15 protein-coding genes are annotated in these 18,708 nt (G+C 51.5%); 4 read left to right on the plus strand and 11 right to left on the minus strand.

Annotated features, from left to right (window positions below; genetic code table 11):
• Window positions 1–9 precede the first annotated feature (9 nt).
• The 11 genes from GS398_RS18525 to GS398_RS18575 all read right to left on the minus strand — a co-directional run bounded on the left by GS398_RS18525 (window position 10) and on the right by GS398_RS18575 (window position 9,133).
• Entirely contained in the window at window positions 10–906 is an 897-nt protein-coding gene (locus GS398_RS18525; protein WP_160908293.1) for a pirin family protein, read from the minus strand.
• Between the two features lie 47 nt (window positions 907–953).
• Window positions 954–1,928, minus strand: a complete 975-nt coding sequence (locus GS398_RS18530) for an aryl-sulfate sulfotransferase (protein ID WP_160908294.1) — start codon at window positions 1,926–1,928, stop codon at window positions 954–956.
• A gap of 64 nt (window positions 1,929–1,992) precedes the next feature.
• The gene (locus GS398_RS18535; RefSeq protein WP_237488244.1) at window positions 1,993–2,538 is read right to left on the minus strand and encodes an SRPBCC family protein; all 546 of its coding nucleotides are present in this window, start codon (window positions 2,536–2,538) and stop codon (window positions 1,993–1,995) included.
• A gap of 72 nt (window positions 2,539–2,610) precedes the next feature.
• A complete protein-coding gene (locus GS398_RS18540) occupies window positions 2,611–3,792 on the minus strand; it encodes an MFS transporter (RefSeq protein ID WP_160908295.1) in 1,182 nt (393 codons plus the stop codon).
• A gap of 22 nt (window positions 3,793–3,814) precedes the next feature.
• Entirely contained in the window at window positions 3,815–4,993 is a 1,179-nt protein-coding gene (locus tag GS398_RS18545) for an NRAMP family divalent metal transporter (protein WP_160908296.1), read from the minus strand.
• Window positions 4,990–5,754, minus strand: a complete 765-nt coding sequence (locus GS398_RS18550) for a LamB/YcsF family protein (RefSeq protein ID WP_160908297.1) — start codon at window positions 5,752–5,754, stop codon at window positions 4,990–4,992. The genes GS398_RS18545 and GS398_RS18550 overlap by 4 nt, the downstream gene beginning before the upstream one ends.
• Window positions 5,755–5,770: 16 nt before the next feature.
• Window positions 5,771–6,775 carry a 5-oxoprolinase subunit C family protein gene (locus tag GS398_RS18555; RefSeq protein ID WP_237488245.1) on the minus strand — a complete coding sequence of 335 codons (1,005 nt, stop codon included), beginning with the start codon at window positions 6,773–6,775 and terminating at the stop codon, window positions 5,771–5,773.
• Window positions 6,744–7,487 (minus strand): 5-oxoprolinase subunit PxpB, encoded by a 744-nt coding sequence (gene pxpB / locus GS398_RS18560; RefSeq protein ID WP_160908298.1) that lies wholly within the window; start codon window positions 7,485–7,487, stop codon window positions 6,744–6,746. The genes GS398_RS18555 and pxpB overlap by 32 nt, the downstream gene beginning before the upstream one ends.
• Window positions 7,488–7,634: 147 nt before the next feature.
• On the minus strand, window positions 7,635–8,585 hold the full coding sequence (locus GS398_RS18565) for an alpha/beta hydrolase (RefSeq protein WP_160908299.1): 951 nt from the start codon (window positions 8,583–8,585) through the stop codon (window positions 7,635–7,637).
• Window positions 8,569–8,703 (minus strand): DUF4287 domain-containing protein, encoded by a 135-nt coding sequence (locus GS398_RS18570; RefSeq protein ID WP_160908300.1) that lies wholly within the window; start codon window positions 8,701–8,703, stop codon window positions 8,569–8,571. Before GS398_RS18570 ends, GS398_RS18565 begins: the two co-directional genes overlap by 17 nt.
• 19 nt (window positions 8,704–8,722) lie before the next feature.
• Window positions 8,723–9,133 (minus strand): DUF6157 family protein, encoded by a 411-nt coding sequence (locus GS398_RS18575; RefSeq protein WP_160908301.1) that lies wholly within the window; start codon window positions 9,131–9,133, stop codon window positions 8,723–8,725.
• Window positions 9,134–9,293: 160 nt separating this feature from the next.
• Between GS398_RS18575 and GS398_RS22715 the strand changes: the two genes are divergently transcribed.
• From GS398_RS22715 to GS398_RS18595, 4 genes are all read left to right on the plus strand, one after another.
• Entirely contained in the window at window positions 9,294–11,771 is a 2,478-nt protein-coding gene (locus tag GS398_RS22715) for an HRDC domain-containing protein (protein WP_160908302.1), read from the plus strand.
• Window positions 11,772–11,868: 97 nt separating this feature from the next.
• A complete protein-coding gene (locus GS398_RS18585; RefSeq protein WP_160908303.1) occupies window positions 11,869–14,019 on the plus strand; it encodes a S9 family peptidase in 2,151 nt (716 codons plus the stop codon).
• Window positions 14,020–14,063: 44 nt separating this feature from the next.
• Entirely contained in the window at window positions 14,064–16,388 is a 2,325-nt protein-coding gene (locus GS398_RS18590) for a GH92 family glycosyl hydrolase (protein ID WP_160908304.1), read from the plus strand.
• A 1-nt stretch (window position 16,389) separates the two neighbouring features.
• Window positions 16,390–18,684 (plus strand): GH92 family glycosyl hydrolase, encoded by a 2,295-nt coding sequence (locus GS398_RS18595; protein ID WP_160908305.1) that lies wholly within the window; start codon window positions 16,390–16,392, stop codon window positions 18,682–18,684.
• Window positions 18,685–18,708: the final 24 nt, after the last annotated feature.

An 18,708-nucleotide genomic window follows, 5' to 3' on the forward strand; every position in this document is an offset into this window, starting at 1 on the left:
TATCAACCGTCAGTATCTATGCTTCAGCGCAGGATTTTCCGGCGGCAGCGGTACCAGGTCGGTTTCCCCGGGTATTTCCGGGAACTCACCGTTCTCCCATTTTTTTTTGGCCCCGTCGATCAGCGTTGCGTCTGAAGCGACAAAATTCCAATAAATAAATCTCTCCTCGGGGAAGGGAACTCCGCCGAAAATATAAATCGTAGTATGTGCTTCCATTACAAAACCGCAGAGCTTGCTGTCCTTGGCCACCAGGATGCGGCGGGGCTCATGGGCAACGCCTTCGGTTTCTACGCTTCCTTCCAGGATATACATTCCCGCTTCGCCGAAAAGGTCGTCCCCGAGTTCGATGGCGACCCGGCTGCCGCTTTTAATCTCCAGCAGGAAGAGCTCGCTGAAAACCGGCACCGGTGATGTGCGGCCAAAGGCGGATCCCGCGATCAGCTTATAGGCCACGCCGTCCTTCTCCCAGGCGGGAAGATCTGGCTCGTCGGCATGATAAAAAGCCGGCTCCATTCCCTCCAGGTGTCTGGGGAGCGCCACCCAGATCTGCAGCCCGTGCAGCTGTTTATCTGTGTGGCGCAGATGTACGGGGGTACGTTCAGAATGCACGATACCTTTCCCGGCCGTCATCCAGTTCACCTGCCCGGGTTTGATCTCTACTTCCATGCCGAGGGTATCCTTGTGCAGGATATTTCCCTCGAAAAGGTATGTAAGCGTAGAAAGCCCGATGTGCGGATGCGGGCCGATGTCGATATTCTGGTGGTCTTTCAGCGCGGCAGGCCCCATATGATCGATAAAAATGAAAGGACCTACCATCCGCTTTCCGCGAAACGGCAGCAGACGGCCCACCAGGAAGTTCCCGATATCGGCGGGACGTTCTTCGATGACGATACTGATATTCGACATTGGATTGTTACTTGTGCAGCTGTTTACTCCTCATCCGGAGATGGCCGCTATTTTTTTATAGGCTCCAGCACACCGTTTTTCCCTTCGGTATATCCTTTGGCAGGATCCAGGCCATCCAGTACGATTACGCCCTGTAAGGAGGAAAATTTAGCGGCATCCTGTTTCCACGACCAAACGAGCTTTCCATCGGGCGAATACTCGATCACCTGGTTACCGCTTGCCCCGAAATTCGGCCCGTGTCCCTGCCAGTTGGCCACTACGTAATTCCCGTTGGGAAGCACCTGGAACCCGGCGAAAAAGTTAGGGTGTATATCGGCCGGACCAGTGATCACGCTAAGCTGCCTGCCATCTTTGCCGAAAACCTGGAAACTGGCAGCATACCCGCCGCTCACTACCGTCCGGCCGTTGGTCATGCGCAAAGCCTGCCATGCATTGGTGTGCTCCGGTCCGCCGGTGATGTCGGCTTTCCAGGTGATCTTTCCGGATGCATCTGATTCAAACACCACCTTGTTGGCAGTGACCAGGTAAGTGCCTGCCGGCGTTTCGCGCACCAGGCGCACGTAATCGTAGTCCGGGAAGTTCAGCAGTTTTTTTGTCGCCCCGGCATCATCTACTTCCGCCAGCACGATCCCCTTTTTCTCCATGGCATTTAAACCGACGATCAGGATGTTGCCATTGCGAAGCTTGCGTGCCATTACGCTGTTGGGGAAAGAGGTTACTTCCTTAACCTTTTTGCCGGTTTTAATCTCGTATTGTTCGTAACCATTGGCGGTTCCGATCATAAAAAGACCGTTGCCGATCAGCTGCAGGTCGCGCCCCGCCGGAACTTTCACAAACCAACTGGCAGCCGGGTCGGCAAAATCTACGTAGCTCAATTGCGAGAGGCCTTCGTCGCGCAGCAATAGTTTTCGCCCGGCGGCGTACCCGGTTGCCTGGCCGAACGAGTGCAGTGAAGTTAACAGGATAGCAACCAGCGAGACGGCCGCAGCTTTCCGTATAAAATTGCAAAGTGTATGTTTCATTAACGATCAGTTTATATAAGTTAATCCGCTGCAAGTTAACGTCTTTTGCCGGACCGGCGAAAGGTTACCTCTTCTCCAGTAAAACTTTCAGGTTATCGAGCCCTAGCCGGAGGTCTTTACCCAATAGCCTGTCCATATTCATAAACAACAACATGATGTTCATCGGGTACTTCATATGGCTATCGAGCCTCCAGGTAACTTTCGTAATACCTGGCACAGTTTCGGTTAAAGACAGGCTCGCACCGGCTTTACCTTCCCAGGGTTCGATAAAGTGGAGCTGGTAGTTTACACGTTCGTTTTCCACCAGGCTAATGATCGTTTGCTCGCCTTTGCCCACCTTTTTGTTATCGCTTGCCCATGCCGACACAAACCCCGGAGTTCCATCCGTGCCGGTATATGTTTTGCGCATGGCCGGGTCCATCGTCGCCCAAACGCTGAAGTTATCCTGGTTCTTTAAAAACTTAATGTAATCGTAGACCTCCGGTTTCGGTCGCACTATCTCGATTTCGCGATACACGGCATAATCTTTTTTTACGAATGCGGCAATGATCAGTACCAGCGCCGCCAGGCCGGCAATTACGCTCAATACAATAATAGCGATGTCCATCATATGGTTAATTGGTTATTTGGCTGTTGATTCATCGTGACTGACTGTCTAAAGTTAAGGTCAAAACATAACTTCTCATAACTTGCTGTCATGTGCGGGTCTCGTTACCGTTAACAAAGCCACCAATCCCGCCGCGGGGCCGGGCGACAGCACCAGGTAAAGATATTCATTATCCAGGTTTCTTACCAGGATATTGAGGAGCTGGATACTTACAATGGTGATGGCGAAGCCGATACAATTCACGATGGTGAGTGAAGTACCGCGAGCGTCCGGGGGAGCAGATTGCGCTACCAACGTGGAGAACAACGGCGAATCGGCGGTAACCATCATGCCCCAAAAAACCAGGAAAACGACGAGCGCCACTGGCATACCTGATGTGAACAACCAGGGCGATACCAGGCAGCACATTCCCGACAAGGATAACGCGGTTGCTGCCAGCCATTTAGCACCCAGCCTGAGCGATAGTACGCCGCTGATCATGCAGCTTAATCCGCCGGAGGCGATGATGACGAAAGACCATAGCGGCACGCTGAAGCCTGCCAGGCGATAGTTGTCCCTGAACGCCGCAAGCATCACCGGCAGGAATGCCCAAAACGCATACAACTCCCACATATGACCAAAATAGCCTAAGGCAGCCGACCGGAAACCTGCATCGCGGAAGCCGTAAAGGAACGCACCCAGCTTGATTTTTTGCGCAGGTTTGCGGTAGGGGCCGTCCGGAACGAGGAACAAGATGATGAGGCCGCCTGTTACGGCCAGCGCCGAGGTGGCATAAATGATCGATTTCCAGGGCAGGCCGGCGGCGATGGTTTTCAGTAAATGCGGAAACGCAGTGCCCAACACCAGCGCTCCCACCAGGAATCCCAGCGACCTGCCTAACCCCCGCTGTTCGTGGTCTGAGGCGATCTTCATCCCCACCGGGTAAATTCCAGCCAGGAAGAACCCGGTAAGAAAGCGGGAACACAAGAGCGCTGCAGGCCCGGAACCATTAACCAGGATACCCAGGTTTGCGACGGCTGCCAGTATCGAACATACGAAGAAAACTTTGGAAGGCGAGAACCTGTCGGAAATGGTGAATACCGCAAACAGGAAAGTTCCCGCGATAAAGCCAAACTGCACAGCGCTGGTTAAATGCGCAAGGAAACCGGGATCGAGATTAAACTCCCGGATAATATCCAGCACGATAGAGTTCCCGGCAAACCAGAGCGAAGTACAAAAAAACTGCGAGAGAATGATGGCGGGAAGAATGCGTTTCATATTGCTGATGAATGCCTGTTAGCTATTTACCTGCCAGTTGTATAAGCACCCCGTAACTCATCCACGCCATAATCGCCACCACCAGCACGCCGGCAATACTCAACCACAGCGGCTGTTTGTAATTTCCCACCAGACGTGACCTGTATGCGGCCAGCAGCATCGTAGCCAACGCCACCGGCAGGATCAGCCCGTTTAAGGCGCCCACCACCAGCAGCGTTTTTACGGGCTGGCCGATGGAGAGGAACAGCAGGCAGGAAACGGTGATAAAACCGATGATGATCGAACGGCTGTTCTTGCCGATAGCCTGGTGAAAGCTTTTTACGAAGGAAACTGATGTGTACGCGGCGCCCACCACCGACGTGATGGCCGCCGACCACATCACCAGCCCGAAAAACTTGTAGCCGAGCTCCCCGCTCGCGAGCCTGAAAACGGAAGCGGGCGGATTTGCCGGATCGAGGACCTTGCCGCTGCTGATGACCCCGAGCGCTGCCAGGAACAGCAGGATGCGCATCAGCGACGCCAGCCCGATGGCGCTTACGGCACCCCGGTTTACATCCCTGAGACTCTGCCGCCCGCCCATACCCGCATCTAATAAACGGTGCGCTCCCGCGAAAGTGATGTACCCCCCAACCGTTCCGCCAACAATTGTGAGCAGCGCGGTGAAGCTGAATGTTGACGGCGCCACGGACCGGGCAAGCGTTTCGGCGACCGGCGGATGACTTATCCATGCTATATAGAGGGTGAGTAAGATCATAAGTATCCCCAGGACCCTGGCGAAGTGATCCATCATTTTACCGGCTTCTTTGATAAGAAAAATGCCGATGGCGATAGCGGCGCTGATGGCGGCGCCCCGTTCAATACTACAGCCTGCGAGCACGTTAAGGCCCAGGCCCGCTCCTGCCAGGTTACCGATGTTAAATGCCATTCCGCCCACAAATACCAGCGCCGAGAGGACATACCCAAGTCCGGGTAACAACTGGTTGGCGATTTCCTGTGCCGGCTTGCCCGATATGACAACGATGCGCCATACATTTAACTGGGCGATGGCGTCAAGCAGCACTGAAACCAGGATAACAAACCCGAAACTGGCGCCCAATTGGGAGGTGAACACGGCAGTTTGAGTTAAAAAGCCTGGCCCTATGGCCGAAGTCGCCATCAGGAAAGCTGCCCCTGTAATAATGCTCCAGTTACTCTTTTTCATCTTGATAGCGGCGCCTGAACGGTTATTCCTTCACTTTTCAGCCTGGCGCGGATGGTTTTTGCAAAGTCTACGGCATGTTCGCCATCGCCATGCAGGCAGAGCGTTTCGGCTTTCAAACTGATCACTCTATTATTTACTGAGACCACTTCGTGCTGCGTGGCCATGCGTAACGCGTGGCTAATGGCTTGCTCCTCATTGCCGATCATGGCGTTAGGCTGCGTGCGGGGAGTGAGTGCGCCATCGTCCTGGTAAGTGCGGTCGGCGAATACCTCGGAGACGCTTTGCATGCCGGCCTGCGCCGCAGCGTCCACCATCTTGCTGCCCGCCAGCACATAAACCAACAGGCCGGGGTCAAAATCGCGAACGGCTTCAACGATTGCTTTCGCCAATTCGATATCCCTGGCAGCCATGTTATACAGCGCGCCATGAGCTTTTACATGAGCCAGCCTTCCGCCGGCGGCGCGAACAAAACCGTACAATGCTCCCAACTGGTAAAGTGTAACCTGGTAGGCTTCGCGCATAGAGATCTGCATTTCGCGGCGACCAAAACCCTGGAGATCGGGCAGCCCGGGATGTGCCCCGATGGCCACGCCCCGCTCCAAAGCGGCCCTTACGGTAGCTTGCATCACTCCGGGATCTCCGGCATGAAAGCCGCAGGCGATATTCACAGAAGTGACATGTTCCAGGAGCACCAGGTCGTTTGGCATCGGGTAATTCCCGAATGCTTCACCCATATCGCAATTCAGGTCGATCGGCGGCATGTTCAAAAACAGTTAACTATGAGAATTTATATTCGACAGAAGCCCTTAATTGATCAAGGCTTTTTTGACGTTCAAGATACAGGATTTCGGCTTCCCTGCGAGAGATCAGGGTAAAATAAATCGTATCGCCGGGGTAAAGTTGTCCGCAAAACGACAGATCAATGGATGCCACCGCCGCAATGCGCGGATAGCCGCCCGTAGTCTGGCAGTCGGCCATTAACAACACCGGCGTACCATCGTTGCTTACCTGGATCGTTCCCGGGGTTACCGCGGTAGACAGTAACTCTCCCGGCTGTAATTTTTCTAACACAGGCCCGTCAAGAAAATATCCCATCCGGTTGCTGCGCAACCCGATCACATAAGGTTTCGAAAGAAAAGTCCTTAATGAACTTTCTTTAAACCAATCATATTCCCGGGAGGCGATCACCCGGATCCTGTTCGCCCTTCCGTTAACGAATTGCTGCCGGGCGATATGCCAGCCGGGATAGTTAAGCCGCGTTCCGGAAAATCTTCTCAGGATCTTCCGGGATATTTCGGTGCATTCACCTTCGCTTTCGAGTATATCACCGGCTTTTAGCCTGCGGCCCTGGTAGCCTCCCAATGCGGCCGGCAGATAAGTGCTCCTGCTTCCCAATACCGGGGGAACTTTCCATCCGCCGGTAATGGCGAGGAAAATACGCCTGCACGACGGATCGTTCATCAATTGCACGCTTCGTCCGGCGGGGATAAATACGGGTCGGCCGGCCGGTACCAGCCGGTTGTTGCAAATGAACGTGCCGCCGGATCCGGAATAGGCGATCAATACATCCGTTTCTGCCGTAAATGAAGCGCCGGCATACGTGAACTCGATAACGGCGTCGCCCGCGTTGTTGCCCACGGCCGCGTTTGCCACCTGGGCAGCCAGTTTATCCATTGCTCCCGAAACAGGAACTGCCTGCGAAAGGTACCCGAACCTTCCCTGGTCCTGTATGGTGCTGAGAATGCCGGGGTTAATGATCTTTATCCGCATAGATCTTTTCAAATTCCAGGGATGAGATGGGTTGAAACCGAATGGTATCGCCCATTTTTAATAACGAAGGCTGGGGTTTTGCTGCGTTAAACATACCCAGCGGCGTCCGCCCGACCAGCTGCCAGCCCCCGGGTGTTTCCAGCGGGTAGATCCCCGTTTGCCTGCCCGCGATACCCACGGAGCCGGCCGGTACAACTTGCCTGGGTACCTGTTTCCTGGGCGTCTCCAATGCCACGTCCATCCCCGCAAGGTAGGCGAAACCCGGCACAAAGCCGATCATGGCAACCCGGTAAGTGGCGTTGCAATGCAAGCGGACCAGTTCGTCAGGGCTCAACTGGTGCAATTGAGCCAGTTCCTCCAGGTCGGGCCCGTACTTACCGCCGTAACATATGGGCATGTTTACCACCGTTGTTTCCGCTGTTGCAGGTTGTTGACCGGAGCTGTGCAGTTTTCGCACAAACGACGCCACGCGTTCAAATGAGTTATTTCCTTTTAACTCGCCTGAAGCGATCACAGCGGCCGGGTCAAAGAAAACACTTAGTGTCGCGTAAGCGGGAACGGTATCCAGGAAGCCGGGAAAAGGCGTTTGGTGCAGCAACCGGTGCAGCCTGCCTACCTCCTGCATACAGGAATCGCTGATCGCATTCCCAAACTCGACGGTAACAACCTGTTCATTGAGTGAAAAAATGGCCAGGTGAGGGAAATGGGCGACCTCTTGTTGCATAGGCCCTCAATTTAAATCAAAAGTTCAATATACCGCTCAATCACTTTCTTTTCTTTTGCAATCTGGCGGGTTCTTCGCTTTAGCCACCAACAGCCCCTTAATTTCAATAAAAAGCCACCCCTCCTGGCCGGAATACCGGATAACCGGTTAATTTTTTGCGGAAATAAATTTCCCGACCTCTGCTTGCCATTCTGTCTTATGCTTTATCCAATAATTGTCGTGCCCGGCAAGCGGGAATACCCTCAGCTCCTTAGGCCCGTCCAGGTTCGCAAATATTTCGTCTGTCTCGCCCCTGCTTACCCGGTCGTCTTTTGCGCCATAGATCAGCATCGTGGGGCAACGGATCTTCCCGGCATATGCTGCCGGTACATGGTTAAACGCCCAGAAGCCGTTTTCCACGCCACCCCAAAAAACAAGGAAGCCCGCTAACGGGAAAGCCGGCACATGCATATTTTTAAATCTTGCGCAGGTCGTTTGATAAAGCGACCCGAACGGGCATTCGATAATGATCCGTTCAGGGGCCAGTGCGTAGTCATTAATGGCTTTCATGATCGCCACCGCTCCCATCGACGTACCGAATAAGATCACCCGTTTTTCACCGTGCTCAACTACATAACTGAATGCCGAACGCACCTCTTCGGATTCTTTGTAGCCGATGGTAGTTTGGTTACCCTCCGATCCGCCGCTGCCCATAAAATCCACCAGCAACACGTTGAAGCCCTGTTTCAGGAACCAACCTGACTTTGCGAGCATCCCGGATTTGGCGCCTGAATACCCGTGAAAAATAATAACGGTCCCTTTAGACGCCGCAGTTTTTATACTCCAGCATTCTATCTCTTTATTACTTCGAAGACGTACCACCTCATATTTTTGCGATGGGTGCTGCCTGTTAGCCGGTCGCGGGTTGTTGATCCCAAACAGCAGTGTTTTGATCCTTGCCAAGGCCGGCAGCTTTTTAGGCGGCCCCGTCTTAACTCCCTTGCCATCTTCAAAATGCGTGAACTTATAAGCATGAAATGCAGCAACTACATTCATGATCGTGAACAGGAGCACCAAGATCCAAAGGACCTTTTTTATGTTCCTATACAATGGTTTCATCCTTTATCCCTTTCAGCAAGGCAAAGATGGCCATTGCATGCCCGTGTCCGAGACCAAAATCGTCCTTGAGCCATTTTGTGACGGCTTTGATGGCATTTAGGTATCCCTGGAATGACATAATGCTATTTGTAAATGATTTATTTCCTTTTTGACCGCATCGCTTTTACATGCGCGAGCGTTTGATCGTTCTTCCGGGTTTCATACCCTGCAGAACCTGCCGAATAGATCGCAACCTTCCCGTTTTCGTCGTTATGTACGCCCCAGCCGTACCGTTTTCCAAGCGGAGAGGAGCGTAAACAGGGTTGACCTTTCAAGAAGAATTTTGTACGCTCATTTTCGAGCTCCTCTTTTGGTACCTGATTTTTTATGGCATGAACTGTAAAGATCACATCGTCTGACGTGTATTGATACGGATGGTTCCATATCATATCGAACTGCATCCTGGCAATCGTGGGAGCGCCCGATTTTAACGGAGGGACGATCCCTGCATCGACCGGGCAATCGCCGGCGATACCGATAAAGGTGTTGACGTAGTTGGTGGTTTTCATGACACACTATTCTCCTGAAAACAAATTTAGCAGTTTTCCACTTTGGTGCCGGTCTTTAGTTCCGCGGATTTGTGATAACTTACCATCGCCTTAAACCTTCTACAAATATATACTTTTTACGTATTTCTATTTAGTTAAATTAATTTCTTTAAATTGCATTATGCAATCCAATCCGCAGCTTGAGCTCGCAGACAATTTTGTCCGTTATACCGACCGCAATATATTCCTTACCGGGAAAGCAGGAACCGGGAAAACCACGTTCCTGCATAATCTTAAAACCCGTTCGGTTAAGCGGATGGCGATTATTGCCCCAACAGGCGTAGCCGCGATCAATGCAGGAGGAGTTACGATCCACTCTTTTTTTCAACTCCCTTTCGGGCCCTATATTTCCCGGCAACTGGGTGGCGCATCCGGCCAGGACCCGCAGCAGCGTTACCAGAAGTTTAACCGCGAAAAGGTCAACCTGATACGCAGTCTCGACCTCCTGGTGATCGACGAAATCAGCATGGTGCGCGCAGATACGCTGGACGGGATCGACGATGTACTGCGCCGCTATAAAGACCGCGACAAACCGTTCGGGGGTGTGCAGCTCTTAATGATCGGCGATCTGCACCAGCTGGCGCCGGTGGTAAAGGAAGAGGACTGGAAGATCCTTCGCGATTTTTACCCGAACCTCTACTTTTTCAGCAGCCTCGCGCTTGGTAAAACGCCTGTGATCAATATCGAGCTCAAACATATTTACCGGCAATCGGATACCGCATTTATCGACCTGCTGAATACCATCCGCGAAAACCGGATCACCCCGCAAGTGCTTGAAATGCTGAACGGGCGCTACGTTCCCGGGTTTAAACCTGCCGATGATGACGGCTACATTACCCTGACGACCCACAACCACACAGCCCATGAGATTAACCATACCCGCCTGGAAGAGCTGCCGGCGGAACCGCTCCTATTTACCGCCTCGCTGAAAGGCGATTTTCCTGAATACGCATATCCTACCATAGAAAAGCTTGTTCTTAAAAAAGGCGCGCAGGTAATGTTCGTTAAAAATGATCCGTCGCGCGAAAAACTGTTTTACAATGGAAAGATCGGACAGGTCATTGATTTCGAAGGAGATACCATCTTCGTAAAATGTCCCGGCGATCCCGGCCATCTCGCCGTGACGCCGGCGGAATGGAAAAACATCACCTACAAGCTGAATGAGGCGAAGGAAGTGGAAGAATCTGTGGCGGGTACCTTCACCCAATACCCCTTGAAGCTCGCATGGGCGATAACGATTCATAAAAGCCAGGGACTCACGTTTGAAAAGGCGATCATCGACGCAGGCGCCTCGTTCGCTCACGGCCAGGTGTACGTGGCGCTGAGCAGGTGTAAAAGCTTTGAAGGCCTCGTGCTCCGCTCCCCCATATCCCTCAACAGTGTGAAAACGGACGGCACCATCGCTACCTACACAAGATACACGGAAGAGAATGCACCGGGAGAAAGCGAGCTCCAGGCATCGAGGATAAAATTCCAGCAAAATTTACTGTACGAAATATTTGATTTCACGGCGGTCAGGACGCGTTTTTTTCACCTGCAGAAAGTAGCGCAGGATCATGATCATTCTATCGCGGGCCCGTTCATCGATGTACTAAACCAGGTAAAAATTTTCGCAGAAAAGGACATTTATACAGTCGCCGACAATTTTCAGAAACAACTCGCCCAATTGCTGAACACTAACACGCTTCCCGAAGAAAATGACCAGGCACAGGAAAGAATTAAGAAGGCAGCATCCTGGTTCGCCCAAAAGATCGCGCAGGAGATGCTGGCCCCTGCCGAAAACCTCTCCGTCGAGTCTGACAACAAAGACGTAAAGAAAACAGTGGGAGATGCGCTGGAAAACTTCCGCATGGAAGTGTTTGTGAAACTTGCCGCTGTAAAAGAATGCATCAACGGCTTTAACACGATCGCCTGTCTTAAAATTAAAGCGAATGCAGCCATCGATTTCCAGCAGCAGAAAACTGCGGCGCCTAAGAAGAAGCTTGTCTTAGCCGCCAACATCCCGCACCCGGCCCTCTACCAGTCCCTCAAAGAATGGCGGGACCGGGTAGCAGGCGGAACCAATGTGCCGGTATATATTGTGCTTCCCCAAAAATCGATCATGGAACTGGTGCAATTGCTGCCGTCAAGCCTGCCGCAGCTGGAAACCGTAAAAGGTATCGGCAAAAAGAAACTAGAGCAATACGGGGAAGAGCTGCTGACCATCATCATCTCCTATTGCATTGAGAACAGGATCGAACAGGCGCCTTCGCAGGCCGTGATCACCCCCGTAAAAGAGCCAAAAGTGAAGCCAGATACCAGGAAAGCTTCTTTCGATCTTTTTAACGCCGGGAAAGGGATCACGGAGATCGCGGCGGCGCGGAACCTGGCACCGGGCACCATTGAGCGCCACCTGTCATACTACGTAAGAACGGGCGAACTGGACATTTTTAAGCTCGTACCTCGCGAAAAAGTAGAGCAGGTAAAGATCCGGTTAAAAAATGAGCTTTCTCCGGTTTCGTTATCCGGGCTAAAAAACGCCATGGGTGACGACTACTCGTTTGGCGAACTGAGAATGATCCTGGAATTCCTGGAACCGGCGATCCCGGAAAGCGGTTAGCCTTACTTTCGTTGCACACAAGCTGCATCTGCTGTAGGTTTAATATCGTTTTGAATTCCTACTTTAGGCGATGCTAAATCATGTTAAGCAAATCCACATGAAAAAGACCCTTTTACCAGTCTTCCTGCTACTTATTATGTCATCCTGTAAACAATCAGCACCCGACAGAAAACCTTACCAGTGGCCGAATGCCACGCCACCCGTTGCTGCGATCAAGCCCGTTGTGCGCGACCTGCACGGCGATAAAGTGACCGATAATTATTACTGGATGATCGATTACTTTAAAAAGGGCGCCGACAGCACGCAGGTAGTTAATTACCTGAAGGCCGAAAATTCGTACCTGGAAACCATGATGGCGGGAACGAAATCGATGCAAACCGAACTTTTCAAAGAAATGAAGGGCCGGATCAAGGAAAAAGACGAATCGGTACCAGTTCTTAAAAACGGCTACTACTATTATACACGCACAGAGGATGGGAAAGAATATTTCAAATATTGCCGCAAAAAGGGAAGCCTCGATGCTAAAGAAGAGGTATTGCTCGATGTTGACGACATGGCAAAAGGACATGCTTACTACTCAGCTGCCGGGTTTACCGTAAGTCCCGATAACAAGCTGCTGGCGTACGGCGTCGATAATGTATCGAGAAGACAGTACACCCTCCACATCAAAAACCTGGAAACCGGCGAAATATATGCCGACGAGATTAAGGGAACAAGCGGCAATTGTGTGTGGGCAAATGATAACGCGACCCTTTTTTACACCCTGAATAACCCTTCGACCCTGCTTACGGAAAAGATCAAACGGCATAAACTGAAAACCGCGGCGGCAAAAGACCAGGTTGTGTACGAAGAAAAAGATCATTCAAACTATATAGGGTTAGAAAAATCTAAATCCGGCCGGTTCATCTTTATTTATTCGAGCGCAACCTTATCGACGGAAGTTAGGATGCTTGATGCCGGCACCCCCGACGGCACATTTACGGTATTTCAACCCAGGATGAAAGAGGTTTTATACTACCTCATCCCGCTGGAAGACAAATTCCTGGTGCTTACCAACTGGAATGCGAAGAATTTCAGGTTAATGAAATGCCCCCTGAACGCCACCGGCAGCGAAAACTGGACAGAGGTGATCGAACACCGCAAAGACGTACTGCTGGAAGGAGTGGAAGAGTTCAGGGACTTCCTGGTGGTAACGGAACGCACCAAGGGATTGGTACAACTTCGCATCCACAACAACAAAACGGGGGAAGAGCATTACCTCAATTTCGGTGAGCCGACTTATACCGCTTATGTGGGGTCAAACCCGGAGTACAATAGCAAAACGTTACGATATAACTATACGTCGCTTACTACCCCTTCGTCGATCTATGACTACGACATGTCTGCCCGTTCCAAAAAGCTGATTAAGCAACAGGAAGTGGTGGGCGGCTACGATGCCAAGAATTACGAAACCGAGCGGCTATACGCCAAAGCAGCCGACGGAACCCTGGTCCCGATCTCACTGGTGTACAAAAAAGGGTTCGGGAAGAACGGGCAAGCGCCCTTGCTGCTCTATGCGTACGGTTCGTACGGCAGCAGCACAGATGCATCCTTCAATAGCAGCCGCCTCAGTTTGCTCGACCGCGGGTTCGTATATGCCATCGCCCATATCCGGGGCGGACAGGAAATGGGCCGCGAATGGTACGATAACGGAAAGATGATGCATAAAAAGAACACCTTCACCGATTTTATCGACTGCGCCAACTACCTGGTTTCCGAAGAATATACCAGCAAGGAACATCTATACGCACAGGGCGGAAGCGCTGGCGGCTTATTGATGGGAGCCATCGCCAACATGGCGCCAGACCTATGGCATGGCGTGATTGCACAGGTGCCGTTTGTAGACGTGGTAAATACCATGCTCGACGAAAGTATCCCGCTTACTACCAACGAGTTCGACGAATGGGGAAATCCCACGGACAAGGACGCCTATTTCTACATGAAGAGCTATTCTCCTTACGAAAATGTGGAGAAAAAGGCCTACCCGAATATGCTCGTTACCACGGGATTACATGACAGCCAGGTACAATACTTCGAACCTGCCAAGTGGGTAGCCAAGCTTCGCGCAAATAAAACCGACAAAAATGTGCTCCTCCTGCACACCAATATGGAATTCGGGCACGGTGGTGCTTCCGGTCGTTTCGATTACCTGAAAGACATCGCCCTGAACTATGCGTTCCTCTTTGCCTTGGAGGGAATTGAAAAATAAATCACGCTTACGGGTTTGATAACTAACCATAAAAACCACCTTTTATGAACAAACTTCTCTTTATCCTGGCTTTGATGTGTTTCAAGCCGGCCTATTCGCAAATCGTTAACAAAGTAACCGACCCGGTTGAATGGGTCAATCCCCTGATGGGCACCGCTTCTAAACCAAGCCTCTCCAACGGGAATACTTACCCGGCAATCGCCGTTCCCTGGGGTATGAACTTCTGGAGTGCGCAAACAGGGACCATGGGAAATGGCTGGGCATACACTTATGATGCCGACAAGATCCGCGGTTTCAAACAAACACACCAGCCTTCTCCCTGGATGAATGACTACGGCCAGTTCGCCATCATGCCGGTTACCGGCAAACTGCGTTATACCCAGGATGACCGCGCAAGCTGGTTCTCGCATAAAGCGGAGATCTCCAAACCACATTACTACAGCGTATATCTCGCGGATGCCGACGTAACCACCGAGATCACACCGACCGAGCGCGCGGCGCAATTTCGGTTAACTTATCCCAGGTCCGATAGTTCCTGGGTAGTAGTGGATGCGCTCGACCGCGGGTCATGGATCAAGGTACTTCCGGCGGAACAAAAGATCATCGGGTATTCCAGCAAATATGCGCGCGGGCCGTTAAAGAACTTTAAAAACTACTTCGTCATCTATTTCAGCAAACCCTTTACCATCGCCAAAACCTGGAAAGGCGGAACCCAGGACCGCCAGGGAAACTGGACCACCCCGAACAAGCTTGAAAAAGATTCGCTCGAGATCAATGCCAACCACTCCGGGGCCATCGTAGGTTTCAAAACCGTGAAAGGCGAAAAAATAACCCTGCGCGTAGCGTCGTCCTTTATCAGCGTTGAGCAAGCGGAGCTCAGCCTGCGTAAAGAGCTTGCCGGCGACACATTCGACGAAACCCGTGCGAAAGCGAAAACAGCATGGAACAACGCACTGAACAGGATCAAAGCAGAAGGCGGAACCTCCGAACAAACGGCTACTTTTTACTCATGTATGTACCGGGCGCTCATGTTTCCGCATAAGATGTACGAGATCGATGCAGCAGGTAAACCCATCCACTGGAGCCCTTATACCGGCGACGTAAAACCGGGTTATATGTTCGCCGGAACCGGTTTCTGGGATACTTTCAGGGCTTTATACCCCTTCCTTAACCTCGTATATCCCTCCATTGCCAAAGAAATGCAGGAAGGATTGTTAAATGACTACAAAGAAGGAGGCTGGCTGCCGGAATGGTCGAGCCCGGGCTACGCAAATATCATGATCGGCAACAACTCCGCATCCGTGGTTTCCGAAGCCTACCTGAAAGGATTGAGGGGATATGACATTAACACCTTATACGAAGCACTCACGCACGGCGCCAATAATGAAGGCCCCATGGAAGCCGTGGGCCGATTTGGCGTGAAATACTACAACGAACTGGGTTATGTGCCCTATGATGTCAAGATCAACGAAAACGCTGCCAGGACACTTGAATATGCGTACGATGATTTTGCCATCTACAAACTTGGGCAGGCGCTCAATAAGCCTGCGGCTGAAGTGGAGGTGTACCGCAAAAGAAGCCTCAACTACCGCAACCTGTTCGATCCGTCGAGCGGCCTGATGCGCGGAAAAAATCTCGACGGGAAATTCCAGTCGCCTTTTAATCCTTATAAATGGGGCGACGCTTTCACAGAAGGAAATAGCTGGCATTATTCCTGGTCGGTGTTCCACGATATCAAGGGACTGATCGGGCTGATGGGCGGCCGTGCGAAGTTTGTATCGAAACTCGATTCGCTGTTCTCGCTGCCGCCGATTTACGACGAAAGCTATTACCGCAGCGTGATCCACGAGATCCGTGAAATGCAGATCGCCGATATGGGTCAATATGCGCACGGGAACCAACCTGCTCAACACATCATCTACCTGTATAACTATGGCGGAGAGCCGTGGAAAACACAATACTGGGTGCGCGAGGCGATGAACAAGCTTTACAAAGCTACACCCGACGGCTATTGCGGAGATGAAGACAACGGACAGACTTCGGCCTGGTACGTATTCTCTGCGATGGGCTTCTACCCGGTGTGCCCCGCTTCCGATCAATACGTACTCGGTGCGCCCTTATTTAAAAAGATCACCATGACACTCGAAAACGGTAAACAGGTGGTTATTAACGCGGCAGCCAACAGCCCCGCAAACAAGTATGTAAGCACGCTCACGTATAACGGAAAGCCTTACGGCATGAACTGGCTTAGCCACAAAGAGCTCTTTAAAGGCGCCGTCCTGAACTTTAACATGGTACCTGTTCCTAATAAAGTACGGGGAACCAAAGAAAGTGCGTTCCCTTATTCCTTATCCGACGAAAAAAACTAACATGAAACTTTACCACTGCTTACTGGTCGCCTTTCTCCTGCCGGCATCTGCCGCCAGGCCGCAAAACGTTCAAAACCTGGTACCATATGTAAAACCTATTATCGGCACCGCCAAAATGGGGCACACTTACCCGGGAGCGACCGTTCCGTTCGGGGCGGTACAGCTAAGCCCGGATACCGATACCATTCCTTACGAAATGAACGGAAAATATAACCCGGATGTGTACAAGTATTGCGCGGGCTACCAGTACGGCGACAAAACGATCGTAGGCTTTAGTCATACCCATTTCAGCGGCACCGGGCATTCCGACCTCGGCGATTTCCTGGTAATGCCAACCACCGGGAAACTCCAGCTAAATCCCGGTACCGCCAGCGCACCGCAAACAGGTTACCGCTCCGTGTTTTCGCATAGCACGGAAGTGGCTGAAGCCAATTATTATAAGGTGAGGCTGGAAGACCACAATATCACGGCAGAAATGACCACCACGGCACGGGTAGGATATCACCAGTACACCTTCCCTAAATCGGATGAGTCGCATATCATCCTTGACATGATGTCGGGTATCTATAATTACGACGATAAAAATGTGTATACCTATGTACGCGTGGTGAACGATTCGCTCATTACCGGGTACCGCCAGACTAATGGCTGGGCCCGCAACCGTACCGTGTATTTCGCCATGGCCTTTTCAAAACGGTTTAATTCCTACGGGCAGCGCACTTACGACAAACAGCAGGTTTACCGCGGATTCTGGCGCAAATGGAACCAAACGGAGAATTTCCCCGAAATGGCCGGAAAGCAACTTCGCTTATATTTTAACTTCAAAACGAATGAAGGCGAGAAATTAGGTGTCAAGGTAGCGCTTTCACCGGTAAGCCAGGAAAACGCCGTTGCCAATATGCGGGCGGAAACCCAGGGATGGAATTTCGAAAAGGTAAAATCAGACGGTCAGCAGCTTTGGAATAAAGAACTGAACAAGATCGTTGTAAAAGCTTCTCCCGGTGACCTGGTGAATTTCTATACCGCGATGTACCACGCCTTTATTACCCCCACTATCTATATGGACACTGACGGGTCTTACAAAGGATTGGACCAGGGTGCGCATAAGGCGGAAGGCTTTACAAACTATACTGTATTTTCTTTATGGGACACATTCCGGGCCCTTCACCCCTTGTTTAACGTGATCCAACCCTCACGAAATTCGGACATGATCCAGTCGATGCTCGCACATTACGAACAGAACTCCATGAAAATGCTCCCAATCTGGTCGCATTATGGCAATGAAAATTGGTGTATGAGCGGTTATCATAGCGTATCTGTCATCGCAGACGCGATTATGAAAGGCACCTACAAAGGCGATGCAGCCAAAGCCCTCGAAGCCTGTGTGACCACTGCCAGAAAAAGAGATTTCGAAGGACTTGGCTATTATATCGACAAAGGTTACATCCCGATCGATAAGAACAGCAACGCCGTTTCTACCACCCTCGAATATGCATACGACGATTGGTGCATCGCCCGGTTGGCAAAGAAGCTTGGCGCCGATGCGATCTGCGAGGAATTTAGCAAACGTGCACAGAACTGGAAGAACGTTTACGACCCCGCTTCTAACTTTATGCGGCCGCGTCTCAGCGATGGCAGTTTCCGGAAAGAATTCGACGTACTGACCACTAACGGCCAGGGGTTTATTGAAGGCAACGCCTGGAATTTTAGCCTGTATGTACCACAAGATCCTGCGGCGCTGGTTGCGACAAGGGGAGGAAAAAAGAAATTCTCCACGCACCTCGACTCGCTGTTCACGATGCACCTGCCCGATGAGTTCTTTGCCGAAACTGAAGACATTACCCGCGACGGCATCATCGGTAACTATGTTCACGGCAATGAACCTGCACACCACGCCGCCTACCTCTATAACTGGACAGACGAACCCTGGAAAACACAATCGCGCGTACGCATGATCCTGAAAAAAATGTATGCTCCCAAAGAGGACGGCCTGGGTGGTAACGACGATTGCGGGCAAATGAGCGCCTGGTACATCTTCAGCTCGCTCGGGTTCTATCCCGTAGCGCCTGGATCTGCCGAATACTCCCTGGGCAGTCCCGCAGTAACCAGCGCTACCCTGAACCTTGAAAACGGTAAACAATTTACGGTTGAGGCGAAAGACCAGGGCGAAGCCAACGTATATGTTAAAAAGATCCTGTTAAATGGTCAGCCTTTTAACAAACGCTCGATCTCCCACGAGGATATCACCAGGGGAGGCACGCTCACTTTTTTCATGACGAACAAACCGGTTAAGTAGCGGTCTGTTTCGCGTAACTTGTTT

Source organism: Hufsiella ginkgonis, assembly GCF_009834915.1.
GTDB lineage: Bacteria > Bacteroidota > Bacteroidia > Sphingobacteriales > Sphingobacteriaceae > Hufsiella > Hufsiella ginkgonis.

What these genes read in the sequence shown, in the direction of transcription:
- GS398_RS18575 (WP_160908301.1), bottom strand. Translation starts at nt 9,133, where the DNA reads ATGAAAACCACCAACTACGTCAACACCTTTATCGGTATCGCCGGCGAT.
- GS398_RS22715 (WP_160908302.1), top strand. Translation starts at nt 9,294, where the DNA reads ATGCAATCCAATCCGCAGCTTGAGCTCGCAGACAATTTTGTCCGTTAT.
- GS398_RS18570 (WP_160908300.1), bottom strand. Translation starts at nt 8,703, where the DNA reads ATGTCATTCCAGGGATACCTAAATGCCATCAAAGCCGTCACAAAATGG.
- GS398_RS18535 (WP_237488244.1), bottom strand. Translation starts at nt 2,538, where the DNA reads ATGATGGACATCGCTATTATTGTATTGAGCGTAATTGCCGGCCTGGCG.
- GS398_RS18530 (WP_160908294.1), bottom strand. Translation starts at nt 1,928, where the DNA reads ATGAAACATACACTTTGCAATTTTATACGGAAAGCTGCGGCCGTCTCG.
- GS398_RS18525 (WP_160908293.1), bottom strand. Translation starts at nt 906, where the DNA reads ATGTCGAATATCAGTATCGTCATCGAAGAACGTCCCGCCGATATCGGG.
- GS398_RS18585 (WP_160908303.1), top strand. Translation starts at nt 11,869, where the DNA reads ATGAAAAAGACCCTTTTACCAGTCTTCCTGCTACTTATTATGTCATCC.
- GS398_RS18550 (WP_160908297.1), bottom strand. Translation starts at nt 5,754, where the DNA reads ATGCCGCCGATCGACCTGAATTGCGATATGGGTGAAGCATTCGGGAAT.
- GS398_RS18595 (WP_160908305.1), top strand. Translation starts at nt 16,390, where the DNA reads ATGAAACTTTACCACTGCTTACTGGTCGCCTTTCTCCTGCCGGCATCT.
- GS398_RS18545 (WP_160908296.1), bottom strand. Translation starts at nt 4,993, where the DNA reads ATGAAAAAGAGTAACTGGAGCATTATTACAGGGGCAGCTTTCCTGATG.
- GS398_RS18565 (WP_160908299.1), bottom strand. Translation starts at nt 8,585, where the DNA reads ATGAAACCATTGTATAGGAACATAAAAAAGGTCCTTTGGATCTTGGTG.
- GS398_RS18540 (WP_160908295.1), bottom strand. Translation starts at nt 3,792, where the DNA reads ATGAAACGCATTCTTCCCGCCATCATTCTCTCGCAGTTTTTTTGTACT.
- pxpB (WP_160908298.1), bottom strand. Translation starts at nt 7,487, where the DNA reads ATGCAACAAGAGGTCGCCCATTTCCCTCACCTGGCCATTTTTTCACTC.
- GS398_RS18590 (WP_160908304.1), top strand. Translation starts at nt 14,064, where the DNA reads ATGAACAAACTTCTCTTTATCCTGGCTTTGATGTGTTTCAAGCCGGCC.